19 protein-coding genes are annotated in these 23,643 nt (G+C 66.8%); 11 read left to right on the top strand and 8 right to left on the bottom strand.

The window, feature by feature from the left end:
* Window positions 1–3 precede the first annotated feature (3 nt).
* The 6 genes from ACOGXA_RS00395 to ACOGXA_RS00370 all read right to left on the bottom strand — a co-directional run bounded on the left by ACOGXA_RS00395 (window position 4) and on the right by ACOGXA_RS00370 (window position 6,488).
* On the bottom strand, window positions 4–804 hold the full coding sequence (locus ACOGXA_RS00395; protein WP_419925322.1) for an SDR family NAD(P)-dependent oxidoreductase: 801 nt from the start codon (window positions 802–804) through the stop codon (window positions 4–6).
* Window positions 805–870: 66 nt separating this feature from the next.
* Complete coding sequence (locus ACOGXA_RS00390) at window positions 871–1,647, bottom strand: cupin domain-containing protein (RefSeq protein WP_419925321.1); 777 nt, start codon at window positions 1,645–1,647, stop codon at window positions 871–873.
* 14 nt (window positions 1,648–1,661) lie between these two features.
* Window positions 1,662–2,372, bottom strand: coding sequence for a lysophospholipid acyltransferase family protein (locus ACOGXA_RS00385; RefSeq protein ID WP_419925320.1), 711 nt, complete (start codon window positions 2,370–2,372; stop codon window positions 1,662–1,664).
* Complete coding sequence (locus tag ACOGXA_RS00380) at window positions 2,365–4,620, bottom strand: xanthine dehydrogenase family protein molybdopterin-binding subunit (RefSeq protein WP_419925319.1); 2,256 nt, start codon at window positions 4,618–4,620, stop codon at window positions 2,365–2,367. Before ACOGXA_RS00380 ends, ACOGXA_RS00385 begins: the two co-directional genes overlap by 8 nt.
* Before the next feature lie 46 nt (window positions 4,621–4,666).
* Window positions 4,667–5,071 (bottom strand): VOC family protein, encoded by a 405-nt coding sequence (locus ACOGXA_RS00375; RefSeq protein WP_419925318.1) that lies wholly within the window; start codon window positions 5,069–5,071, stop codon window positions 4,667–4,669.
* A 10-nt stretch (window positions 5,072–5,081) separates the two neighbouring features.
* The gene (locus ACOGXA_RS00370) at window positions 5,082–6,488 is read right to left on the bottom strand and encodes an MFS transporter (RefSeq protein ID WP_419925317.1); all 1,407 of its coding nucleotides are present in this window, start codon (window positions 6,486–6,488) and stop codon (window positions 5,082–5,084) included.
* A gap of 76 nt (window positions 6,489–6,564) precedes the next feature.
* On the opposite strand from ACOGXA_RS00370, the gene cysS reads away from it, so the two are divergent.
* The 9 genes from cysS (at window position 6,565) to ACOGXA_RS00325 (ending at window position 17,282) form a co-directional block, all read left to right on the top strand.
* Window positions 6,565–7,947, top strand: a complete 1,383-nt coding sequence (gene cysS, locus ACOGXA_RS00365) for a cysteine--tRNA ligase (protein ID WP_419925316.1) — start codon at window positions 6,565–6,567, stop codon at window positions 7,945–7,947.
* Between the two features lie 122 nt (window positions 7,948–8,069).
* Complete coding sequence (locus ACOGXA_RS00360; protein WP_419925315.1) at window positions 8,070–8,927, top strand: phosphotransferase; 858 nt, start codon at window positions 8,070–8,072, stop codon at window positions 8,925–8,927.
* Window positions 8,924–11,020 carry a prolyl oligopeptidase family serine peptidase gene (locus ACOGXA_RS00355; protein ID WP_419925314.1) on the top strand — a complete coding sequence of 699 codons (2,097 nt, stop codon included), beginning with the start codon at window positions 8,924–8,926 and terminating at the stop codon, window positions 11,018–11,020. Before ACOGXA_RS00360 ends, ACOGXA_RS00355 begins: the two co-directional genes overlap by 4 nt.
* Before the next feature lie 4 nt (window positions 11,021–11,024).
* Entirely contained in the window at window positions 11,025–11,990 is a 966-nt protein-coding gene (locus tag ACOGXA_RS00350) for a TIGR03619 family F420-dependent LLM class oxidoreductase (RefSeq protein WP_419925313.1), read from the top strand.
* A gap of 13 nt (window positions 11,991–12,003) precedes the next feature.
* Window positions 12,004–13,206: a CoA transferase gene (locus tag ACOGXA_RS00345; protein ID WP_419925312.1), complete on the top strand. Its 1,203-nt coding sequence runs from the start codon at window positions 12,004–12,006 to the stop codon at window positions 13,204–13,206.
* Between the two features lie 38 nt (window positions 13,207–13,244).
* The gene (locus ACOGXA_RS00340) at window positions 13,245–14,135 is read left to right on the top strand and encodes a TIGR03620 family F420-dependent LLM class oxidoreductase (RefSeq protein WP_419925311.1); all 891 of its coding nucleotides are present in this window, start codon (window positions 13,245–13,247) and stop codon (window positions 14,133–14,135) included.
* Between the two features lie 6 nt (window positions 14,136–14,141).
* Window positions 14,142–15,065: an SDR family NAD(P)-dependent oxidoreductase gene (locus tag ACOGXA_RS00335; RefSeq protein ID WP_419925310.1), complete on the top strand. Its 924-nt coding sequence runs from the start codon at window positions 14,142–14,144 to the stop codon at window positions 15,063–15,065.
* Between the two features lie 12 nt (window positions 15,066–15,077).
* Window positions 15,078–15,932 carry a phytanoyl-CoA dioxygenase family protein gene (locus ACOGXA_RS00330; protein ID WP_419925309.1) on the top strand — a complete coding sequence of 285 codons (855 nt, stop codon included), beginning with the start codon at window positions 15,078–15,080 and terminating at the stop codon, window positions 15,930–15,932.
* A 609-nt stretch (window positions 15,933–16,541) separates the two neighbouring features.
* Entirely contained in the window at window positions 16,542–17,282 is a 741-nt protein-coding gene (locus ACOGXA_RS00325) for a hypothetical protein (protein ID WP_419925308.1), read from the top strand.
* Window positions 17,283–17,298: 16 nt separating this feature from the next.
* Here ACOGXA_RS00325 and ACOGXA_RS00320 read toward each other — a convergent pair whose 3' ends face one another.
* Window positions 17,299–18,492 carry an acetyl-CoA acetyltransferase gene (locus tag ACOGXA_RS00320; protein ID WP_419925307.1) on the bottom strand — a complete coding sequence of 398 codons (1,194 nt, stop codon included), beginning with the start codon at window positions 18,490–18,492 and terminating at the stop codon, window positions 17,299–17,301.
* A gap of 10 nt (window positions 18,493–18,502) precedes the next feature.
* On the bottom strand, window positions 18,503–19,915 hold the full coding sequence (locus tag ACOGXA_RS00315) for an OB-fold domain-containing protein (RefSeq protein ID WP_419925306.1): 1,413 nt from the start codon (window positions 19,913–19,915) through the stop codon (window positions 18,503–18,505).
* A 55-nt stretch (window positions 19,916–19,970) separates the two neighbouring features.
* On the opposite strand from ACOGXA_RS00315, the gene ACOGXA_RS00310 reads away from it, so the two are divergent.
* Window positions 19,971–21,386 carry an amidohydrolase family protein gene (locus ACOGXA_RS00310; protein ID WP_419925305.1) on the top strand — a complete coding sequence of 472 codons (1,416 nt, stop codon included), beginning with the start codon at window positions 19,971–19,973 and terminating at the stop codon, window positions 21,384–21,386.
* Window positions 21,386–23,623, top strand: a complete 2,238-nt coding sequence (locus tag ACOGXA_RS00305; RefSeq protein ID WP_419925304.1) for a xanthine dehydrogenase family protein molybdopterin-binding subunit — start codon at window positions 21,386–21,388, stop codon at window positions 23,621–23,623. The genes ACOGXA_RS00310 and ACOGXA_RS00305 overlap by 1 nt, the downstream gene beginning before the upstream one ends.
* Window positions 23,624–23,643: the final 20 nt, after the last annotated feature.

Below are 23,643 nucleotides of genomic sequence, written 5' to 3'. Positions count from 1 at the left end.
CCCCTACCAGGTGATGCTCTGGCCGGCGTTGGCCCGCATGATCTGGCCGGTCACAAAGCGGGAGGCATCAGAGGCCAAGAACCAGATCAGGTTGGCCTGATCCGACGCCTCGCACACCTCGCCCAGCGGGGAGCGGTCCCGCATCAGCTTGAGGTAGCTGTCCATCTCGGCAGGGTCCACCTGGCCTTCAGAGTCGCGAAGATGCCCTCCCACGAAATTGGTCAGGGTGAAGCCGGGAGCGATGGTGTTGACCCGCACCCCGTCGGGTCCGGCCTCCACCGCCAGCGACTGGGTGAGCATGGCCACCGCCGCCTTGGTGGCCGCATACACCGACAGTCCCCCCACGGGGGTGTTGATGGCCGTGGCCGACACGTTCACGATGGAACCCGACCCTTGGGGCACCATGACCCGCATCGCCGCCTGGCACCCGAAGAACACGCCTTTGAAGTTGACGGCCAGCACCCGGTCTAGCTCGGCCTCGGTCACGTCCACCACCTCGCCGTAGCTGCCCACGCCGGCCACGTTGGCCATCACGTCCAACCGTCCGAAGCGGTCCACCGCGGCCGCCACCAGCGCACTCACCTGGTCGGCCTGTGTGGTGTCGGCTGACAGGGCCACCGCCCGCCCGCCGTCGGAAATGATGCGGTCCCGGGTGCGCGTCGCACCGTCGCCGTCGATGTCGCCCACCACCACTGCGGCCCCGGCCCTCGCCAGCGTCTCCGCGGCCGCCTCTCCGATGCCGCTGGCCCCGCCGGTGATGCACGCCACCCGTCCGCTCAGGTCAAACAATCCAAGCCCGTCCATAAACCCAGTCTGTCTCACCGCTCGGTCGAATGTGTCACACCCCTCAACAAGGTTGTCCATGCCTGCTCAACGGGTGTCGTTGACCCAGGTCATGTTGGTGGCCTCGCCGGCTTCGAGCAAGGGGGCGTCGTAGTTGGGCGAGGTCATGACGGAGGCGTCTCGTCGGTAGTTGATGAAGTGAACGCCCTCGTCGCCGCTGTAGAGCTTGTAGCGGCGGTCGGCGTCCACCCACAGGGTGTCGCCTGCGCCGACTACCCGGCGGCCCACCCGGATCTCGCCCCGAAGCACGTGGATCAGCTCGTCTTGGGAGTGACTGTGGGCCGAGGACTCGAAATACTGGGGGCGGTCGGTGGCCAACAGCCACAGTCGGTTGGTGGGTGATGACGCGTCGGAAAAGAAGCGAGTGCGCTGGGTGTCGTCCACCGTGGCCCACAACCCGTCGGGACCGACCACCCGCACGCCCCGGCCAGCGGTTTCGGCCGGACCTCTCAGGCCGTCGGGTGGCGGAACAGGATCAGCCGGTCCCACATGGACGATGCTGGTGTCAGACTTCGCGGTCGCGGTCGCAGCCACCCCGGCCTCCACGACCGCTGCCCCATCAGCAGGGCAAACTCGCCCGTCGACAGTCAGGCTGCCGGAGCGCACATACACTGCCTCGTCGCCGTGGTCGGTCGCCCATCTCAGCTCGGTGCCCGCGGCCAGGTCGGCGGCCACCAGCCACAGCGAGGCCCCGTCGGGGCTTACCAGCCGGGCCGCGCATCCGCCGACTACTTCGACAGTCGGCCCGGGATAGGCATCCCCGCTTGGCCTCTCAGCCGCCAGAACAACGTCAACCGCGCTCATGGCCCCCTATCTTCTCATTCGTTGCGGCGGGCGCGGCGGGCTGCGGCCAATTCGACGGCTTCATCCATTGCTGCCTGCATGGCCGACCGCAAGTGAGCAGTGAACTCATTGCGCTCACTGGCGGACAGCCTCTTGTTGCCACCGTCGGGAATGAGTAGCGGTTCACCGACCACAATGGATACCCGCACACGCTTTAGCGACTTGGCCTTGGGCGGCATGGCCTCTTCGGTGCCGGCGATACCCACCGGCAGCACCGGCACTCCTGTCCGGGCAGCCAGAAATGCCGCCCCTCCAAAAATCTCACCGACTTGGGGGCCGGCCTGTCTAGTGCCCTCGGGAAACACCAGCAATGGCTCGCCCCGCTTCAGCAGGTCTATGGCCGCGGTCACCGAGCGGCGGTCTCCTGCCCCCCGTTGCACCGGGAATGACCCCAGCATGGCACTGACCCAGGTGCCAATACCGCCAGTGAACATCTCTCTTTTGGCCAGCGACCGAACGATACGAGGGCACCGGGAGTTCACCAGAGGGGCGTCCAAATTGGATCGGTGTACTGAAGCGATGATGAACGCTCCATCGGACTTCAACCGCTCAGCGCCCACAACCTTTGTCCGCAAGTACAGGCGGCCTATGACTCGGATCACTAGCTGCACCACCCGATAGAAGGCCCGGGCTCGCCAGGTCTTCCATATGACCAACACCTGCTCTTCAAGGCTCCGCTTAGCCATGGTTCTGAATGGCCTTCCAAACTCGCTCAGGCGTCAGGGGCATATCCAGATGGCGGATGCCGAAGGGAGCTAGGGCGTCGATCACCGCATTCTGCACCGCGGCGGTGGCCCCCACCGTGCCCGACTCGCCCACACCCTTGGCCCCCAGCAGGTTCCGGTCGGTGGGGGTCTCCGAGCGGACCAACTCGAAGCTGGGCAGCTCTGCCGCGGAGATCACCGGGTAGTCGGCGAAGTTGGTGGTGAGCGGGTTGGCCTCGGCGTCGAAGGCCAGTTCCTCCAACAGGGCCTGAGCGACGCCGCCGGCGATTCCCCCGTGGATCTGGCCTTCGAAGATCAGCGGGTTCAACACGGTGCCGGCGTCGTCCACCGCAACCAGCCGCACCAGCTCCGTCCGGCCGGTCTCAGCATCCACCTCCACCACGGCGACATGAGCGCCGAACGGGAAGGTCTGGCCCCCGGACTCGAAGTCTGACTCCACAGTCACCGGGCCGCCCAGGGCGGCGGCCACCGCGGCCCATCCCACCGACACCGCCGGAGTCCCGGCCACGTGGAAACAACCGCCTGCGGAATCATGGACCACATCGGCGGCCGAGGCCTCCAACAGATCGGCGGCAACAGGGAGCACCTGTGCCACCAGCTTCTGGGAGGCGTCGAACAGCATCGACCCCACGATCTGAGCTGACCGGGATCCCCCGGTCACTTGCCCCCGGGGCGTGCAGTCGGTGTCACCGCCCACCGAAATTACCCGGTCCAGGTCGATGCCCAGCGCATCGGCCACGATCATGGGCCAAACCGTCTCGTGGCCCTGGCCGTGGGGGGTGGAGCTGGTAACCGCTTTCACCGTGCCATCGGTGCCCAATTCCACCGAGGCGAAGTCACCCGCTCCGGTAGTGGCGGTGACCTCCACGTAGGTGGACAGGCCGATGCCCAACAGAGACGCCGAACCGTCAACCCGCCGAGCGGTCTGCTCTGCCCGCAGGTCGTCGTACCCGGCCGCCTCCAGCGCGACGGCTAGCGCCTTGGCGTAGTCACCAGAGTCGTAGCTCACCCCTGACACCGTGGTGTGGGGGAAGGCCTCCGGGCCGATGAAGTTGCGGCGGCGCACTTCGGCGGGATCCATCTCGACCTCCGCGGCGAACATGTCTACCGCCCGCTCGATGGCCGCGGACGCCTCGGGCCGACCGGCGCCCCTAAAGGCCCCGTTGGGGGTGGTGGAAGTGGGCACCGACACCGCCTCGTACCCGGCCCGGCCAATGTCGTAGACGCCGGTGAACATGGCCATGGTCATTCGGGGGAGGAAGCCGGCAATGAGCGGATAGGCCCCGCTGTCTTGGATCACATCAAGCTGGTAGGCAGCGATCCGCCCGTCCCGAGTCCCGCCCACCACCACGTCTTGGATCTGGCCCCGGCCACTCCCCAACCCGGTCATCGACTGTGTGCGGGTCTCAGCCCAGGCACACGGGCGGCCCAAGCGGCGGGCCAGCCAGCCCAAGAGGGCCTCCTCGGGGTAGCAGCGGAACTTGGCCCCGAAGCTGCCGCCCACATCAGGGGTCACCACCAGCACTTGTTCGGGGTCCAGCCCATAGATGCCCATCAGTGAAGCCTTGACGTTGTGGCTGCCCTGAGTAGCGGTGTGATGGACCAGCCGGCCACACTCCCAGTATGAGAATCCTGTCCGAGCTTCGATGGGCGCAGCCGACATGCGCTGGTTGTGGAACCGGGCCCGCACCACCACCTCGCAGTCATCGAATTCGGGCAATTCACCGGCAGCGCAGCGATACACCGTCTGTTCCTCGATGCCGTCGAACAACACGACGTCTTGCCGCAGCGAAGCCTCCAGGTCGACCAGCGGGGACAGCGGGTCGTAGTCCACCACTACCACGTCGGCGGCGTCGGCGGCCCGAACGGGGTCGTCGGCCACCACGGCAACCACCGGCTCACCCACATAACGGACCACTTCTTGGGCCAGCATGGTGCGGGCCATCTGATCGTTCATGCCCGGAAACGGCGGAGGGTAGACAAGCACCTCCGGGTCGACATCTGCGGCGGCGAACACCCCGAGCACACCGGGAGCGGCCACAGCATCGGTCACATCCACCGCCCGGAGCCGGGCGTGGGGCACTGTCGAGGTCACGTAGGCGACGTGGGCCGCGTCTGGTGGGACCAGATTGGCGACAAACGCGCCCTGACCAGTGAGGAAGCGGGGATCTTCCCGACGCAGCACCGGATGGCCGAGGATCGAAGGCATCAGACTTGAAGTGCCTAGGCGCAATGCCTCCGGGGGCCAGCCCCCATCAGCCGAATAGGGCCACGTCGGTGAACTCGATGAGATTTCCGTCGGGGTCGCGGGCGAATGCCGACCGCACCGGAACGCCGAAGTCCTCCCGGTTCGACGGCTCGTTGGCAAATTCCACCCCCCGCTCGGCCAACTCGGCCATGGTGGAGTCGAATTCCTCGGCAGGAATGTAGAGGGCGAAGTGGGACATAGACCCCGCGGTATCCGGCATCTCGTCCACCTTGCTCAAATGGAGCTGCGAAGGACCCATGCGCAGCCAGGACCCTTGGAACCCGCCGAAGTCGGGGCGGGGGAGCTTCTCCAGCCCCAACTTCTCGATGTAGAAGGCATCGGCGGCCTCTACATCGGTCACACAGATATTCACATGCGAGTAGGCGACCAGTCCTTTGACAGCAGTGCTCATCCCCGTGACTTTATTGCACCGCGCCCGGCGGCACGCCCCCCTGGCGGGCGCAGCGCAACCCCAGTGCGGCTGTTACCGCGCCACCCGCAGCCAACATGATGTAGCTGGTGCCCAGGTTTCCAACCTGGCCCGCCGCCAGGGTGGCGCCGACAATGGTCACGGCGATGGCCACGCCGAATGCGTTGCCCACCCGCATCATGGTCTGGGCCACGCTGGAGCCGGAGGCCAGGAAGTCACTGGGCAGGTCGGCCACCATCACGGCGAACAGCGACCCCCAAACCAAGCCCGATCCAATTCCCGCCAGCGTCACACTCAGCACCCACGCATCAACGTCCTCCCGCCCACTCAGCGTCACCCACTGCCACACCATGCCCCCCGTCCACATCAGACTCCCGGCAACCACGAATCTTGCCGGCCCCCACCGGTCGGCCCACCGGCCCGACAGCGCCGACAGCAGGCCGGTGAACACGAACACCGGGGTCAGCAGCAATCCAGCCTCAATGATGGACAGCTCCCAGACATTGGTGAGGTAGTTGATCCCCACCAACTGGTGCCCGAAGAAGGCGATCGAGAACACCAGCATCCCGTAGTTCCCCAAGCGAAAGCTCCTAAATCGAAACAAGCCGGGATCGATCACCGGCAACCGGTGGCGCTTCGACCGCCACCCCAGCAGCGCAAGCACCAGCGGCCCCCCGACCAGGGCGGCCAACACCCACGGGTCAGCCCAAGACCACTCCCGGCTCTGCACCAGCGCGAACACCATCGCCCCTACGCCGGCCAAAACCATCAACGCGCCCAGCCGGTCGGGCATCTCCGGGGTTTGCTCGCTGCGGCGCTCCTCGATGACCTTGCCGATGAATATCAAAGCGATCACGCCGAACGGCACATTCAGCCAGAATGCCCACCGCCAATCGCCCACATGCACCAGCAGGGCCCCCACCGAGGGCCCCATGGCCGCCGCCACCGCACCGTTGGCCGACCACGCTCCAACGCCGGTTCCCCGGCGGGAGAGCGGGAAGGCGTCGATCACAATGGCCGCCCCCATGGGCAGACTCAGCGAAGTCCCGATCCCCTGGAGCGCCCGGGCGCCGATAAGCAGCCCGATACCGGGGGCGAGCGCCGCGGCCGCCGAGGCCAGCGTGAACACCGCGATGCCGGCCATCAGGGTGCGCCGCCGTCCCCACCGCTCTCCCAGCACCCCGCCCATCACCAGGGTGGCCGCGCCGACGATGGTGAATGAGTTGATGACCCACGACAGCTCGGCCTCGCTGGCCGCGGGGAAGGACTCCTTCAGGTCGGCATAGACCACGAAGATGATCGACAGCGACATTGCCGTCTGGAAGCTGGCCAGGCTGACCACTATCAACACCAGCCAGGCCCGGCGCATCACCGCCGGATCAACGGCTGCTTGTTGCATCACCGGATGACTGTAACCCCGTTGGCTCCGCCTATCTGATGGCAGCCCCAGCCAGGGCTCTCACTAATCTTCGGGCGTGGTCTCGTTCTACGACACTCGGCTACGGCAGATCGTGCCGTTCGAGCCGCTGGTCGACGGCCAGGTGTCGATGTATGTGTGCGGCCCCACTGTTTACGACGATCCCCACGTAGGCCACGCCCGCACTGCCCTCACTTTCGACATGATCCGCCGCTACCTCCAGTGGCGGGGCTTCGAGGTCACGTTCGTCTCCAACATCACCGATATCGACGACAACATCATCAACCGAGCATTTGAGACCGGAACCACTGAACCTGAGCTAGCGGCCCGCTACAAGCAGGTCTACATCGACCAGATGGACCGGTTCGGCATTGCCCATCCCGATCACCGGCCCCACGCCACCGAATATGTCGAGGAGATGCTCGACTTCATCGGGGACCTCGTGGACCGGGGGGCGGCCTATCCCATCGAGGGCAAAGGGGTGTACTTCTCTGTGGCCGCCCACAACCGCTACGGCCAACTGATCGGGCGCACCCTGGAGGAGTTGCGGGAAGGTGCTGGTGCCCGCGTGGAAGTGGACGTCGATAAAACCGACCCCCTGGACTTCGCCCTCTGGAAGGCGGCCAAACCGGGCGAGCCGGTGTGGGACTCCCCGTGGGGGCCGGGCCGGCCGGGCTGGCACATCGAGTGCGTGGCCATGGCGATTGACTTGCTGGGCGACACCTTCGACATTCACGGCGGGGGCGACGATCTGGCCTTCCCCCATCACCAGAACGAGGTGGCCGAAGCCGAGGGCGCCGAGTTGGGCTTCGCCCGCCATTGGATCCACGGGGCAATGCTCAACGTGAACGGCGAGAAGATGGCCAAGTCGCTGGGCAACTTCACCACGCTGTCCGAATTGCTCGACAACTGCGAGCCGCAAGTGCTGCGGCTGCTTATGCTGCAAACCCACTACCGCACGGTCATGGAGTTGAGCGACGACGCCCTAGCCGGTGCCACCGGTGCGCTAGACCGGCTTCGGGCTTGGCGCCGTCGAGCGGTGGCCGCCGACCTGGATCAGACGGCAATTGCAGATGCCGATGCGGTGGCCCGGTTCACCGCGGCCATGGACGACGACTTCGGCACCCCCGCCGCGCTGGCCGTGGTGTTCGACTTGGTCCGGGAAGGCAATGCCGCGTTGGACGCCGGAGACACCAGCCGGGCGGCAATCGCCCAGGTAACAGTGGGCGATCTGGCCGGCGCACTGGGGTTGGATCTGGTCGGGGACGACCAAGACGGCGACGATGCCCTAACCGAAAGGGTGGAGGAACTGCTAGCTAAGCGGGACGAGGCCCGAGCGGCCAAGGACTTCGCCACTGCCGACCGCATCCGCGATCAGCTCGCCGACGAGGGGATCGTGATTGAGGACACCCCCGGCGGCACCGTCTGGAGGAAGACCTGAGGAAGCGCATCGCCAGGCTGCTCGGGCGGCCGGTTGCCGGGATCGAAGTCTTAGGCGATCAATCGGGCACCACCTGCCGGACCCGAGCTCGTCTGCGGCTGGCCGATGGCGACAGCCTGGCGGTGTTCATCAAGCGCCCGTCTCGCTCCCCGGTGGCCCGGGCATTTGTGGCTGTTCCCCGGTTGAGCCGGGCAGAAGTGGGGTTCTACACCGAACTGCGGGATCAAGTGCCAATAACCACCCCGCAGTGCCACGCAGCCCGACATACTCCGCTGAGCTTCTGCTTGGTGCTGGAGGACTTGGCCGACTCGGGGGCAACCCTGCGGTGGCCCACCGACACCTTGAGCGCTGACGCCGCTCAGTCGCTCTTGGCCGCGCTGGCCGACATGCACCGCCAGTGGTGGGGGCGCACTGAATCGCACCCTTGGCTGGCTCGCAACCCCCGCCGGGAGCTTGTGCTGGGGGCACTGCTCAGCCCCTCGCTGTGCCGTCTGGGCCTGATGCGAGTGGGAACCGCCGTCCCCAAGGACCTGCACAAGCCCATTTCTAGCTATGCCCGCAATCGCCGAGCCGCCCACGCCGCCATGGCTGCCGGACCGGCCACGCTGATCCACAACGACTGCCATCCCGGGAATCAGTTCACTACCGCTGACGGGCGTCCCGGACTCATCGACTGGCAGCTGTGCCGGGCCGGGCCGTGGGCTCGCGACGTGGCCTATCTGTTGGCCACATCACTGGACCCGGAGACCCGCCGGAGTGCCGAGAAAGACCTTTTGGCCGACTATCTGCACCGGCTCGGGCCCAACGCACCCACCTCCGACCAGGCTTGGCTGGCCTATCGCCGCAACACCGTCTACGCGTTCGAGGCCATGCTGGTCACCGCCGCAGTGGGCGTGATGATGCCCAAGTCCACCTCCCTCCCCCTTGTGGAGCGCACCGCCGCGGCGGCTGCCGACCTAGATTCATTCGGCGCCCTATGACCGAGTCGTTTCCCCGCCAGCACGCCCGCACCCGGGGCTTCACCCTAGGGGCACCCCGCAGTTTCTCCGTTTCCGACGATGGCAGCCGGGTGGCCTTCCTGCGGAGCGCCTCGGGCGACGATCCCGTGAACCAGCTCTGGGTCATAGAAACCGCCACCGAAACCGAGCAACTCGTGGCCAATCCCACTCAGATGCTGGCCGGCCCCGGTGATGAGAACCTTCCCCCGGCTGAGCGGGCTCGCCGAGAACGGGCCCGAGAGAGCGGCAGGGGGATCGTGGCCTACGCCGGCGACCCCAGCCTGTCCAAGATCGCCTTCACCTTGGACGGACAGGTGTTTCTGGCCGACATCACCACCGACATCGTCATTTCGCTGCCCACTGAGCCAGGCGCGTTCGATCCCCGCCCCTCGCCCGACGGGCAGCGAGTGGCGTACGTCTCCGGCACCGGCTTGCGAGTGGTGGACGCTGTGGCCGAAGGCATCGACCGACTGGTGATCGACGAGCCGGACGACACCGTGAGCTGGGGATCGGCTGAATTCATCGCCGCTGAGGAGATGGGCCGCAGCCGTGGATTCTGGTGGGCTCCCGACAGCCAGAGACTGCTGGTGGCCCGGGTGGATACCGCCGCCGTGCCCACCTGGTACATCGCATCCCCGGACGATCCGGCCGCGTCGCCCGTACCCATGGCCTACCCCGCCGCGGGCACGGTCAACGCCGAGGTGTCTTTGGCCATCATCGGGCTCGACGGCAACCGGGTGGACGTGTCATGGGATCGAGATGCCTACGAGTACTTGGCCCGTGCTAGCTGGGCGCCGCGGACAAACCCCGTCATCACCGTTCAGAGCCGTGACCAGCGCACGGTGCTGATCCTGGAAGTCGACCCCCACACCGGGGCGACAACAGAACTGGCCCGCCAAAACGACTCTCACTGGGTGGAGCTGGTGCCCGGAACTCCCACATGGACGGGTGAGCGGCTGGTGACCGCGGAAGACCGGGACACTGCCCGATGTCTGGTGATCGACGGCAATGCGGCCACCCCCGAGACCCTGCAAGTCCGCGCCGTGGTGGCCTCCAGTGAGCACCGGGTGGTGTTCACCGCGTCCGAAGACCCCACCGATGTCCATGTGTGGCAGCTCGACGCCGAAGGCGAACTGGACCGGCTCACTGATAATCCCGGCGTTCACAGCGCCGCTGCCGGGGGCGGCACCACAGTGATTGTGCGGCCAGCAGGCACCGACCGAGATGCCTCCGTGGAAGTGGTCACCCCCACTGGGCGCATCCCCATCGCCTCTTCAGCCAGCACCCCATCCCTCTCACCGTCGCCCCAGTTCTCCGTCGCCAGCCGTCGGGAGCTGCGGACCGCGGTGCTGTACCCGTCAGACGACACCAGCGCCAGCGGCGAGCCGTTGCCGGTGCTGCTGGACCCCTACGGCGGCCCCCATGCCCAGCGGGTGCTCAAAGCCCGGTCGCCGTTTCTGGTGTCGCAGTGGATCGCCGACCAGGGATTTGCCGTGGTCATCACCGACGGCCGGGGCACGCCGGCCCGCGGTCCGGCCTGGGAGCGGGCGGTGGCCGGCGATCTGGCCCACCCGGTGCTGGAAGACCAGATCGACGCCCTCGACGCGCTGGCCGAGATGCACCCCCGCTTGGACCTGGGCCGGGTGGCGGTGAGGGGCTGGTCGTTCGGGGGCTACCTGGCCGCGCTGGCCGTGCTGGCCCGGCCCGACCGGTTCCACGCCGCCATCGCCGGCGCGCCGGTCACCGACTGGCGGCTCTACGACACCCACTACACCGAGCGCTACCTGGGCCACCCCGACCACAACCCCGAGGCGTACACCTGCACCAGCCTGCTGGAGCTGGCCGACCACCTCACCCGCCCCCTGCTGTTGATCTGCGGCCTGGCCGACGACAACGTGTTCGCGGCCCACACCCTCCGGTTGTCCCAAGCCCTGTTCGAAGCCGGCCGCCCCCACCAGGTGCTGCCCCTGCCCGGCGTCACCCACATGACCCCCCAAGAACAGGTGGCCGAGAACCTCCTGCTCCTCCAACGGGCCTTCCTCTTCGACAGCCTCGGCCTCAACCAGTCACAATGACCCCATGGCGCGCATAACTGCCGACGGTGAGGTGCTCTGCGGGATCCAGCTTCCGATCCAAACCCTCAATGAGAGGATCCGGCAGCCGTGGGAAGCCGACGCCACCGTTGGCGACCTGGTGGCCGTGGCCCAAACCGCCGAAGCCTCGGGGCTGGGATTCGTCGGGGTGTGCGATCACATCGCCATCCCCGACAACGACTACGCCGCCCACATGTCCACCACCTGGTACGACCCGATTGCCACGCTCGGCTATTTGGGGGCGGCCACCAGCACCATCCGCCTGCTCTCGGAGGTGTACATCCTCCCCTATCGCCATCCGCTGACCACCGCTAATTCATTCGCCACCCTCGATCACCTCACCGGCGGTCGGGCGGTGATGGGAGTGGGCGCCGGCCACGTGGAAGCCGAGTTTGAGGCCCTGGGGTTGAGCTTTGCCGACCGAGGCCGCATGACCAACGAGGCCATCGACGCGGTGCGAGTGGCCATCGGTGCGGCGGGCGGGTTCTGCCAGTTCAGCGGGGAGTTCTACGACTTCAATGACGTGGGGGTTGGCCCCGCCGCGGCGCAGAGTGCCATCCCCATCTGGATCGGGGGCAGCAGCCGTCCGGCCCTTCGCCGGGTGGTGGAGCGGGGCGACGGCTGGATTCCCCAAGGCACCCCTCGGGAGGCCATCGCCGAGCAACTCGACTACATGAGGGCCCATGCTGATGCCGTGGGCCGCGACCTCGACGAAGTGGACTTCGGGTGGATAGCCGAGAGCATCCACGTCGGCAAACCCCCCGACGGGCTGTTCGCGCCGGGATGGCCGCATCTCAGCGGCTCTCCCGACCAGATCGCCGAGTCGCTGCGCTACGCCCTCGGGTTGGGCATCTCGGTGCTGTTCTTGTTCTTGCGAGCCCGCGACCTGCCCGAATACCTGGACCAGGTCGCCCGCTTCGGCACCGAGGTGGTGCCCTTGCTGACCGATTGAGGTCCAGCGAACCATGAGCGGCGTGCTGTCAGGAATGCGGGTGGTGGAGGGTTCGGCCTTCGTGGCCTGTCCTTCGGGGGGGATGACTCTGGCCCAACATGGCGCTGACGTGATCCGATTCGACGCCATCGGCGGGGGCATCGATTACCGCCGCTGGCCGCTCACCCCGGACGGCCAGTCGCTGTATTGGCAGGGACTGAACAAGGGCAAGCGGTCGATCCAGGCCGATCTCCGCTCCCCCGAGGGTCGGGAGCTGATCACCGCCCTGGCCACCGCTCCCGGCCCCGACGCCGGCATCTTCACCACCAACTTCCCCGCCGTCGGGTGGCTCTCGTACGACAGCCTCCGCCAGCGCCGCGACGACCTAATCATGGTGGGCATCACCGGCAACCACGATGGCTCCACCGCGGTGGACTACACGGTCAACTGCGCCATGGGCTACCCCTGGCTCACCGGCGACGACGGCACCGTCAACCACGTGCTTCCCGCCTGGGACATCATCTGCGGACAGACCGCTGCGCTGGGCGTATTGGCTGCGGAGCGCCAGCGGACCCGCACTGGGCAGGGGAGCTTGGTGAACCTGGCCCTGTCCGATGTGGCCTTGGCCGCGGTGTCCATGCTGGGCCATGTGGCCGAGGCCCAGCTCTTGGGAACCCAGCGGCCCCGGATCGGCAACGACATATACGGCGCTTTCGGACGGGATTTCGAGCTGGCCGACGGCGAGCGCGTCCAGCTCGTGGCGGTCAGCGCCCGCCAGTGGCAGGGCATTGTGGCGGCCTGCGGGATCGCCGAGGAGGTGGCCGCGCTGGAGTCCGAGACCGGGCTGGACTTCACCCGGGTCGACGGGGATCGCTACCTGGCGCTGGACCGTCTCAACCCGCTGGTGGCGCAGTGGTGTGCAGCCCACACCCTGGCCGAGGCTTCCGTCGCGCTAGATGCCCAAGGGGTGTGCTGGGGGCGCTACCAGTCGATGCTTGATCTGGTGGCCGAAGACCCAAGGTGTTCTACAGACAACCCTCTGTTCTCCGAGGTTGAGCACCCCGAGACCGGGGGATATCTCACCCCGGGCCCGCCCCTGCGCTTCCCTGCTGAGAGTCTTGCCGACCCCGGCCCTGCTCCCCGACTGGGCCAGCACACAGATGAGGTGTTGGCCGACGTGCTCGGCCTGTCGTCCACCGAGATCGCCCGCCTCCACGACGACGACGTCGTCGCCTGACCATCTCGCAGCCGTGGGCGGGCCGCTACGTTGACGCCATGAGCATGGACATAGGACAAGTCGGCGTCTGGACCCGCACCGACAGCTTCTCGGCCGGCGAGGCCATCGAGTTCGCCCAGCGTGTCGAGGAATTGGGCTACGGCGCCCTGTGGATCCCCGACGCCTTCGGGCGCGACCCATTCGCCCACGCCTCCCTGCTGCTCAACCACACCTCCACGCTGGTGCTGGCCACCGGAGTGGTAAACATCCACCTGCGCGAGGCCCAAGCCACCTCCTGCGCCCAGAAGGAACTGCACGATCAGTCGGGGGGCCGCTTCCTGCTCGGTCTGGGGGTGTCCCACCAAGCGCCGGTGGAGCGGATGCAGCAAAAGCCCTACCCCGCGCCGATCCCGTCGATGCGGGAGTACCTCGAAAAGATGGAGAGCGCCATGTGGTGGGGACCGGAGCTCGACGGTGAGCCGCCCATGGTGCTGGCCGCCCTCGGCCCGCTCATGTTGAAGCTGGCCGCCGAACGAACTATGGGCGCCCACCCCTACTTTGCCCCACCGGAGAACTCCCGGCGGTCTCGGGAGATCATGGGCCCCGACTCCTGGATCTGCCCCGAGCAGAAGGTGATGCTGGAAACCGACCCGCGGCAAGCCCGGGAGCGGGCCCGAGCCGCCATGGTCGGACCGCTGCACATGCCCAACTATCGGAACAACCTCATGCGGTGCGGGTTCGAGGAGAGCGAGCTGGACGACGGCGGGAGCGACGAGGTGGTCGACGCCGTGGTGGCCTGGGGCAACGAAGACGCCCTCGTCGAGCGGGTGCGGCAGCACCACGAGGCCGGCGCCACCCACGTCTGCATCCAGCCGCTCGACCCGGTGAACAAAGCCCGCCCCAGCCTCGAGACCCTTGAAATCCTCGCCCCCCGCCTGAACGGAGCGTGATCGGCAATGGCCAGTGAGTTTCAAGATCGAGTGGCCCTGGTAACCGGCGCCGGAGACAGGATCGGCCTCGGATTCGCCCACGCCTGCTATCTGGCGGAGCGGGGGGCCAAGATCGTGGTCAACGACTTCGGCAACGGCACCCTGGGCTTGGTGGAGCAGGGCATCGATCCCGATATCGCCGAGCAGGCCGCCCAGCGGCTCCGTGACGCCGGCGGCGAGGCCATCGCCAACAATGGCGACGTCGCCGATCCGGCCACCGCCCAGGCGATGGTGTCAGCCGCCATCGAGGCCTGGGGCCGGGTGGACATCCTCATCAACAACGCCGGCTTCGCCAGCGCTTCGTTCTTTCCCGACATCGACGCCGACGACATGCACCGCCATGTGGGGGTGACGTTGCTGGGGTGCCTGAACACCGCCAAGGCGACCTGGCCCCACATGGTGGAGCGGGGTTACGGGCGCATCGTCAACACCGGTTCCCCCGCTTGCTTCGGCAACCCCACCGCTTCCTACGCGGCCACCAAGTCGGGCCTGTTCGGCTTCACCCGCACCGAGGCCATCTTCGGCCAGGCCCACAACATCACCGCCAACCTGTTGTTGCCCGCGGCCATCTCCCGGCTGACCGAGGGCCTGCCCGAGTCGCCGTTCAAGTCGCACCTGCGCACCCATTTCGGCGCCGAGAAGGCAGCCCCCGTGGTGGCCCATTTGGTGAGCGATCAATGCACGGTGACCGGCGAGGCCTTCACTGTCGGCGGCGGCCAGTTCGCCCGAATCGTGTACGCCGCCTCCCCCGCCCAGGAGATCGACCTGACCATGGAGTCGGTTGCCCAGGGCATGGCCCAAGCCATGAACACCACCGACTGGACGCCCCAGGGCTCCACCGTCGAGAGCCTGGTCCACCTGGGCATGCCCGCTGAACTAGAGCAAATGTAAGGATCTAGCGCCATGAGCCTGGTAACCGACCAAGAGATCGAAGCCTTCTGGCGCGACGGCGTGGTGGTAGTCCGAGGGGTGCTGTCCGACGAGACCCTGGCCTCCATGGCCAAGCCCGTAGACCGGGCTTTGGGGTCCGAGGAAATGAACAACATGACCGAAATGGGCGCCATGGTGGTACCCCCAAGCGGCGGCACCGTGCTCAACGATCCCGCCGCGGCCAAATCAGGTGCTCCCCGCGGCCAATTCCATGGCGGCACCGACCACTGGTGGGACGACCCCGACTTCGAGCGCTTCGCCACTCGGTCGCCGCTGCCCCAGCTGGCCGCCGAGCTGATGCGGAGCCGGGAGCTGTGGTTCTACGAGGACAGCGTGCTGGTCAAAGAGCCCCATACCGAAGAGCCCACCTCCATCCACCAGGACATGGCCTATTTCCAACTGGAGGGCGACAGGGTATGCACCACCTGGTGCCCGCTCGACCCCATCTCCAAGGAAACCGGGGCCACTGTCTACGTGAAAGGCTCGCACCGCTGGGAGCGCAACTTCCGGCCCAACTGGTTCGTGAGCCAGCTATCCATGCCCGATACCGACGGCGAGGACGTCCCCCACTACGACCGGGACGACTCCGATCACCTGCTCTGCTTCGACATGGAGCCCGGCGACGTGGCGGTCCACCACGCCATGACCCTCCACGGCGCCCACGCCAACGTCACCGACCAGTGGCGCCGAGCCATCTCAGTGCGCTACTGCGGCGACGGCACCGTCTACCGCTTCAAGCGCGGCACCCCCCTAAAACCCCATCACGCCGAAGTCACCGAAGGCACCCCCGTCGACCACCCCCGCTGCCCCCAAGTATGGCCCCGCTAAGTCATACGCACCATTGTCATAGCCCCTGGGTACCCTTCGTGTCGATGGACGAGGCCACGACACCGCGAGCCACCGAGTACGCAGAACTCGATGTCAGCATTTGGCCTCGGTCGGGCAGAGAGGAATTAGGCACGAAGCCCAAGCGCTGGCTCATGAATCCCAACACCCAAGAGCACTGGCTGATGAAGTACGCGACGGTCAACGAACCACACGGCAGCCCCAGATATCGCAAAGGCGATGACTGGGCGGAGCGCATTGCCTATGGAGTTTCTGAGGTCCTTGGCATCCCTGCGGCATCGCAACTACACGCCCGAGGGTTGGGCCGACCGTGCTAGAACCCGGTTTGCCGGTAAACCCCATCCCATCGAAGTGGTTGAACAAGCTTCAGAATTCGGCGGGCGGCCCGCGATCGAAAATTGGCTTGACCGCATCCAGCGAGTCGACGATCTAATCGCTCCAATCTGGGCGATCCCCGAACATCGCATGTCAGCGGTATCCAAAGTGTTCGCGGAACGGATGCTACGGCGCAATTGGTCCCGATTGTCATCATGAGCCCGCACTACGATGGTCTCGTTCGAAGCGTCACACCCTTCGATAGGGTGGAATTACATGACTGAACAACACCTATTCGTGACTTGGCGCCACCCAGATGGATTGACCCACCCCGTTGGCCTGCTTACTCAGCGCGTCTCTGATGAGTCCCAAGTATTCGAATTCGTGTATCTGAAGCACGCAGAAGCGCTGGACGGCTTCCCACTGCTGCCGGGCTTGCCCGATCTGCATAAGACCTACGAGGACGAAGAGTTGTTCCCAGTGTTCCGAAAGCGGCAAATGCCTCGCCAGCGTCCGGACTACGAAGAGTACGTCGAGACTCTGGGCCTCGACGTGGAGACCGACCCCTTCGAAGTCATGGCCCGCAATGAGGGCCGGAAGATGACCGACCGCATCGAAGTGTTTGCTCCGCCTCGCCGCACCGAGAGCGGCAACCTCACCGCCTTGTTCTTCGCTCGTGGAGTTCGACACCGCGATGGGGCTTCGGATGCAGTTGCCGGGCTGCTGCCAGGTGACCGTCTGGCCCTCGTGGATGAACGTGGCAACTCAAAGAACCCTCGAGCCATCCTGATCAACACGCGAAATGATGAGCCGGTGGGATGGATGCCTAACTACTTGTTAGATACAGTTCACGAACTCCGAGGTCTCACTAGCGACCACGACATCGAAGTGACTGCCGAGCATGTGAATCCCCCCGACGTGCCTGCCTACATGCGCCTCATCTGCCGGCTGATCGCTCCCTGGCCGGAAAACTATGAGCCGCTGTCCGGTCCAGAGTTCCAACCCATCGCTTGTTAGGTCTGCGAAAAGACCTTTAGCCCAATTCGGGGCCGAGGATGGAGACGAAGGAGACCATTTCGCCGGGGTAGCCGCCGAGGTTGTGGACTAGGCCGAGGTTGCGGGTGGACAGGTCGATTTGGCGGTCGTCGCCGGCTTGGCCCCGGAGTTGGAGCCAGCACTCGTAGTGCATGCGCAGGCCGGAGGCGCCTACCGGGTGGCCGAATGCCTTGAGGCCGCCGTCGGTGTTGATGGGCATGTCGCCGTTGCGCTCGAAGGTGCCGGCCAGCACCTCTTTCCAGGCGGTGCCCCGCTCGCAGAACCCCAGGTCTTCCATGAGCACCATCTCGGTGGGGGTGAAGCAGTCGTGGACCTCGGCCATGGCCAGCGCTGAGCGGGGGTCGTCGATGCCGGCTTGGCGGTAGGCGTCGGCCCCGGCCATGTCGCACTCGGGGAAGGTGGTGTAGTCGTAGTCGGGGTCGATCAGCCCGCCCCCGGTGCCCGACACAAATGAGAGCGCCTTGATGTACAGGGGGTCGTCGCAGTACAGGTGGGCATCTTCGGCCCGCACCACGATGGCCGCGGCCGAGCCGTCGGCCACGCCAGAGCAGTCGAACACCGACAGCCGCCCGGCCACCGAGGCCATCTCGCAGATCTTCTCGGCCGGCATCTCCCGGCGGAACTGGGCCAGCGGGTTGAGTGCCCCGTTGCGGTGGTTCTTCTCGGCGATCTTGGCCACCACCATCCGCAGTTCGTCCTCGTCCACCCCGTAGCGGGCGGCATAGGCCGGCAGCACCAGGCTGTACATGGCCGCTGCCGTCAGGTTCCGCTTGGTGCCGTCGTGGGGCGCGGGCGGGGCGTTCAGCCCCTGGTAGCCGGAGTCTTTGATCTTCTCCACCCCGATGGCCATGGCCATGTCGTAGGCCCCGCTGGCCACCGCATAAGACGCCTGGCGCAGGGCCTCGGAGCCGGTGGCGCAGAAGTTCTCCACCCGGGTGACCGGCTTGCCCTCCAGCTTGAGCGGCTGGCTCAGCGTCAGCCCGCTCATCCCGCTGGAGGCCGTGCCCAGCCAGAAGGCGTCCACGTCGTCTTTGGCCACTCCCGCGGAGGCGAACGCGGCAGAGGAAGCGTCGATCAGCAGGTCGTCGGTTCCCTTGTCCCAGTGCTCCCGGAACTGGGTACATCCCATTCCGATGATCGCCACCTGGTCTTTGATGCCATGACTGGCCATCAGACGCCTCCTATTGCCCTGATGAAGACCTCGCCGGGCGGGCCTTCCAGAAATAGTTGATGATCCCCTCGGCCTCATACAACCGGCGGAAGGTCATCTCCACCCGCTGGCCGATGCGAACCGAATCGGGGTCCACGTCGGTCAACTCCACCGGCAGTCGGCCGCCGCCGTCGAAGTCCACCACCGCGAACACCACCGGCGGGCTCACCGAGTACACCAGCCGGTCGATGGTGAAGGTCACCACCGTGGCCCCGACGTCGGCCATCGGCGCAGGAGACATTTCGTCCAGTTCGTCCTCGGGCCGGATGGACACCCGGGCCGGCGGCAAGTGCAGCGTCCCGCTCTCGGTGCCCCGGCTGCCCACAAAGCCGTACTTCCAATCCTGGGCCCTGGCCGCCGCCGAAGACGACGGCCGGGTGGGCTCGGGCCGATTGGGGGGCTGTACCTGGATCATCTCCCGCCACTGCAAGAACGTGGCGTAGCCCACTTCGGCGCCGTTGACGACCTGATCGCCCACCCGGAGGGCTGGCGCATAAGCAGCTAGCGCCTCAGTGGTCCGCAGGATCAGCACCTCCACCCCGTCGGCCAGCATCACCACCGCGATGGTCTGGCCCGGTTCGGCCTGCTCCAGTTCGTTGGCCAGCACCAATCCCGGATGGGCGGTGCCGGTATTGCCCACCACCGCGGCCAAGTTATCGGCCACCCGAGCCACGCCAAGCTGCCCGGAAACCCGCTTGACCGCCCGGCCGTGGGCGCCTGCTACCACCGCCACATCCACATCGTCAGCGCCGAGGCCAGCAGTACCCAGCGCCTCTTTCCATGCCTGGGCAGCCAGCGGGCCGTAGCGGGTCTCGCCGAAGCGCTCCTCCCACTGGCCGGTGCTGGCAGAGCCGGGCTGGCGCCAGCGGTCCACAAACTCCTCGGTGGCCGACGCCGTCCCCAGCAACTCGGCCACCACCGGCCCGTCGCCCTCGCCGCCCACCAAGAACGCAGCCGCACCGTCGCCCCCGTTGGCCTCATCGGCGCCCGTGGGCAGCCCGCCCTGGATGTCGGCAGCCACCACCAGCGTTGGCCCGCCCGATTCCAGCGCAGTCCGCAATGCCCCGATTCCCGAGCGCACCGCGCCCCCGAAGTCCAGCGCACCCGTCGAAGAGTCCAACCGCAGCGCAGCATGGATGGCGGTGGCGTTGGTCTTCTCCAAATATGCGGGATCGGCAGTGGCGAACCACAGTGCCCGAGGCTCAACCCCGCTCGGCCGCAGGGCCAAGCGAGCCGCTTCCACGCCCATGGTGGTGGTGTCCTCATCGTAAGAGGCCACCGATCGGGTGCCCCGCCCGCCGCCTCGGCCCATCACCGCGGCGATGGCCGAGCGGTCCAAGCGCCGATACGGCACATAGCCCCCGAAGCTGATGATTCCCCGCATGATTCCGAAGTGTACGCCTGACTTCGGCCACAACCGGGGTCGTAGTCTGTCCCCCATGAGCTTTGAGCCCAGCGCCGAGGTGCGGCGCATCCGCGACGCCATCGACCACCCCATCATCGACTCCGACGGCCACATCATCGAGTTCTTGCCCGAGGTTCACGACATCATGGCCACCGTCGGCGGTCCCGAGTTGGTGGACAAATTCAAGGTCGTCGAGTACGGCGCCCGGAAGTCCATCGAGCTGAGCTTGGAGCAGCGCCGAGCCGCCGGGATGATGCGCTCGGCGTGGTGGGGATTACCCGCCCGCAACACCCTCGACCGGGCCACCGCCCTTTTGCCCAAGCTGCTGTATGAGCGGCTGGACGAGATCGGCATCGACCTGGCCGTGCTCTATCCCACCTACGGGCTGACCTGCATGGGCCTAGAAGACGAGGATCTTCGCCTCGGGGCGGCCAGGGCGTTCAACCTCTACTTCCACCAGGCCTATGAGCCCTACTCCGACCGCCTCATGCCGGTGGCCATCATCCCCATGTTCACCCCCGATGAGGCCATCGCCGAACTGGACTTCGCGGTGGGCGAGCTGGGCATGCGCCCGGTGATGCTGACCGGCCTGGTGCCCCGCCCGGTGGACCCGGAGAACACCAGCCACCGCCATGCCCGCCGCATGGACACCCTGGGTATGGACTCCCCCTGCGACTACGACCCGGTATGGCGGCGGTGTACCGAGCTCGGCGTGTCACCCACCTTCCACTCCGCGGGCATGGGCTGGGGCAGTCGCACCTCCGAGACCAACTACGTGTACAACCACCTGGGCAACTTCGCCGCCGCCGGCGAGGCCCTGTGCCGGTCGGTGTTCATGGGCGGAGTGGCCAATCGCTTCCCCGATCTGCGCTGGGCCTTCCTGGAGGGGGGCGTGGCCTGGGGGGTGAACCTGCTGTCGGATGTGATCGGCCACTGGGAGAAGCGCAACCGCGACGCCATTGGCCACTACGACCCCGCCGCGGTGGATATGGACGAGTTGGGCCGGCTGTTCGACGCCTACGGCACCCCGGCGGCCAACAGCCATCGGGATCAGCTCAAAGAAGCGCTGCACATGCTCAGCGAGCCCGACGAAGACCCAGCCACAATTGATGAGTTCGCCCTCAGCGGGGTGGACTCCCTCGAAGACATCTTCGCCATCTGGGACCGCTTCCACTTCGGCTGCGAGGCCGACGACCCCATGACTGCCATCGGATTCAACCGGTCGGTGACCCCCGGGGGCCAGGTAGTGAAGGGCATCTTCGCCTCTGACGTGGGCCATTGGGACGTGCCCGACGTGCGCGAGGTGCTGCCCGAGGCCTACGAACTGGTGGACGACGGCATCCTCGACGAGGCCGACTTCCGGGCGTTCACCTTCGAGCATCCGATGTCGCTATGGGGAGGCACCAACTCCGACTTCTTCAAGGGCACCGTCATCGAAGAAGCCCTGTAGTGGATTTGTGGACGGGGCGGGTCGAGGATTTCGACCTGCTTACCGGCCAAGCCCGATTCGGCGCCGACCTAAGGGCCGAGGGTGCGCTGTGGCTGGGTTTCGTGCGGTCACCGGTGGCCCGAGCGGCCATTGCCGGTATCGACAAATCGGCGGCCGAAGCCCTCGACGGCGTGGTCGGAGTGCTCACCGCCGATGATCTCGATCTGATCACCCAGCCGAGCGTGGAGGGGGTCACCCCTGTCGAAATCAGCCGACCCCCGCTGGCCCAGGGATCGGTGGCCTACGTCGGAGAGGCGGTGGCCGCGGTGGTTGCGGCAAACGAGGCGATCGCGGGTGACGCCTGCGAGCTGGTGGAAGTGGAATACCAGCCCCTGCCCCCAGTCCCCAATCTGTCCACCGCCGCCGGCGAAGACGCCCCGCTGGTACACGCCCAGCACGGTTCCAACACCGTGCTCGCCGTTCCGTCCGGCAATCCGGCCTCTATCCGAGCCGCCCTCGACCACGCCGACGTGACCGTCACCGTTTCCCAGCACTACCCCAGGGTGGCGTGCTCCCCCATAGAAGGGATAGCCGGCCTAGTGGTCCCCGACGGCGACCGGGCGGTGATCCACATCAACTCCCAGATGCCCGCCCTCACCCACGAAGAGCTAGCCAACACCTTGGCCCTGGCCGACGACCAGATCAGCGTGGTGGTTCCCCCCATTGGAGGCGGTTTCGGTGGCAAGTGCTGGGGTGAGAACGGCCTGTTTGCCGTGGCTGCCCAGTTGGCCCTGCGGCTGAATTGCCCGATGCGCTTCGTCCAGACCCGCCCCGAGAACCTGCTGTCGATGCAAGCCCGCGACCAAGACCAGCGCCTTACCCTGGCCGCCGACCAACACGGCACCGTCACCGCGCTGGAGGCCGAGGTATCCGCCGACGTGGGCGGCTACGCGGGAATGGGCGCCTTCGAGCCCCTGCAAACCCAGCGGCTCATCCCCGGCCCGTACCGAATCGACCAGGCTGCGGTTTCCGCTTCGGCGGTAATGACCAACACAGTTCCCACCGGGCCATACCGAGGGCCAGGCCGGGCCGAGGCCATCGGCCTGCTGGAGCGGGCCATGGACGAACTGGCCCGGGCTCTGGATTTGGACCCCGCCGAGGTTCGCCGCCGCAACCTCCTCCGCACTCAAGACTTCCCCCGCCAAACCCCCGGCGAACTGGTGATGGACGAAGCCGACCATCTCGGTGCCCTGGAGCAGGCCCTCGAGCTCGTCGGCTACCAGCGACTTCGAACAGACCAAGCCGCCCGCCGAGACTCGGGAGACACCCGACTGCTCGGCATCGGCATCAGCTGCTGGGCCGACTTCACCGGTCGCCACGAACCCTGCCAACCCGCCTCGGCCCGGGTGACCGACGACGGCCGCATCGAGATCGACGCCGGAGTGGCCCCCATAGGCCAGGGAATGCAGTCCGTCATCACCCGTCTGGCTGCCGACACCCTGGGCCTGGACTCTGCCGCAATCACAGCACCCACCCCCGACACCGGCCGCTTCCGATCAGCGCTGGGCAGCTTCGGCTCCCGATCAGCGTCGCTGGCCGGCAGCTCAGCAGTGGAGGTAGCCACCAGTTTGCGCGACAGGCTCACTGAACTAGCCGCCGAGCGGATCGAAGCAGCCCCCGCCGACATCGAGCTCCGACCCGACGCCACCCTGGGCGTTCGCGGCACTCCCACACCGGGAATCCCGCTGGCCGACCTGGCCGGAACCAAAGTCGATGCCGCCTTCAACCAAGCCCAGCCCACCTTCCCCGGCGGCACCCACATCGCCGTGGTCGAAGTGGACACCGAGACCGGCGCGGTAGACCTGATCCGCCACGTCGCCGTCACCGACTGCGGCCGGCTGCTCAACGAAGTCCAGGCATCGGGCCAGGTCCAGGGCGGCGCCGTGCAAGGCATCGGAGTCGCCCTGTTCGAGGAGATGCGCTACGACGCCGATGCCAACCCGCTCACCGTCAGCCTGGCCGATTACTTGGTCCCGGCAGCCAGCGATGTCCCCGCAGTAGAGACCCACTTCCTAGGGACCCCCACCGACCGCAACCCCCTCGGCGCCAAAGGAGTGGCCGAAAGCGGCGCCATCGCCGCACCCCCCGCCGTCCAGAACGCCATCATCGACGCCCTCTCCCCCCTCGGCGTCACCCACATAGACATGCCCTGCACCCCCGAACGGGTCTGGCAAGCCCTCAGAGCCATCCAATACTGACGATTCGCTGACGCTTCCCA

It is taken from the genome of Candidatus Poriferisocius sp., from assembly GCF_965208475.1.
GTDB lineage: Bacteria > Actinomycetota > Acidimicrobiia > Acidimicrobiales > Bin134 > Poriferisocius.
This window is presented reverse-complemented; position numbering and strand designations above follow the sequence as displayed.

Coding starts and splice junctions, on each gene's coding strand:
- ACOGXA_RS00395 (WP_419925322.1), bottom strand. CDS start 804: ATGGACGGGCTTGGATTGTTTGACCTGAGCGGACGGGTGGCGTGCATC.
- ACOGXA_RS00390 (WP_419925321.1), bottom strand. CDS start 1,647: ATGAGCGCGGTTGACGTTGTTCTGGCGGCTGAGAGGCCAAGCGGGGAT.
- ACOGXA_RS00385 (WP_419925320.1), bottom strand. CDS start 2,372: ATGGCTAAGCGGAGCCTTGAAGAGCAGGTGTTGGTCATATGGAAGACC.
- ACOGXA_RS00380 (WP_419925319.1), bottom strand. CDS start 4,620: ATGCCTTCGATCCTCGGCCATCCGGTGCTGCGTCGGGAAGATCCCCGC.
- ACOGXA_RS00375 (WP_419925318.1), bottom strand. CDS start 5,071: ATGAGCACTGCTGTCAAAGGACTGGTCGCCTACTCGCATGTGAATATC.
- ACOGXA_RS00370 (WP_419925317.1), bottom strand. CDS start 6,488: ATGCAACAAGCAGCCGTTGATCCGGCGGTGATGCGCCGGGCCTGGCTG.
- ACOGXA_RS00355 (WP_419925314.1), top strand. CDS start 8,924: ATGACCGAGTCGTTTCCCCGCCAGCACGCCCGCACCCGGGGCTTCACC.
- ACOGXA_RS00350 (WP_419925313.1), top strand. CDS start 11,025: ATGGCGCGCATAACTGCCGACGGTGAGGTGCTCTGCGGGATCCAGCTT.
- ACOGXA_RS00345 (WP_419925312.1), top strand. CDS start 12,004: ATGAGCGGCGTGCTGTCAGGAATGCGGGTGGTGGAGGGTTCGGCCTTC.
- ACOGXA_RS00340 (WP_419925311.1), top strand. CDS start 13,245: ATGAGCATGGACATAGGACAAGTCGGCGTCTGGACCCGCACCGACAGC.
- ACOGXA_RS00335 (WP_419925310.1), top strand. CDS start 14,142: ATGGCCAGTGAGTTTCAAGATCGAGTGGCCCTGGTAACCGGCGCCGGA.
- ACOGXA_RS00330 (WP_419925309.1), top strand. CDS start 15,078: ATGAGCCTGGTAACCGACCAAGAGATCGAAGCCTTCTGGCGCGACGGC.
- ACOGXA_RS00325 (WP_419925308.1), top strand. CDS start 16,542: ATGACTGAACAACACCTATTCGTGACTTGGCGCCACCCAGATGGATTG.
- ACOGXA_RS00320 (WP_419925307.1), bottom strand. CDS start 18,492: ATGGCCAGTCATGGCATCAAAGACCAGGTGGCGATCATCGGAATGGGA.
- ACOGXA_RS00315 (WP_419925306.1), bottom strand. CDS start 19,915: ATGCGGGGAATCATCAGCTTCGGGGGCTATGTGCCGTATCGGCGCTTG.
- ACOGXA_RS00310 (WP_419925305.1), top strand. CDS start 19,971: ATGAGCTTTGAGCCCAGCGCCGAGGTGCGGCGCATCCGCGACGCCATC.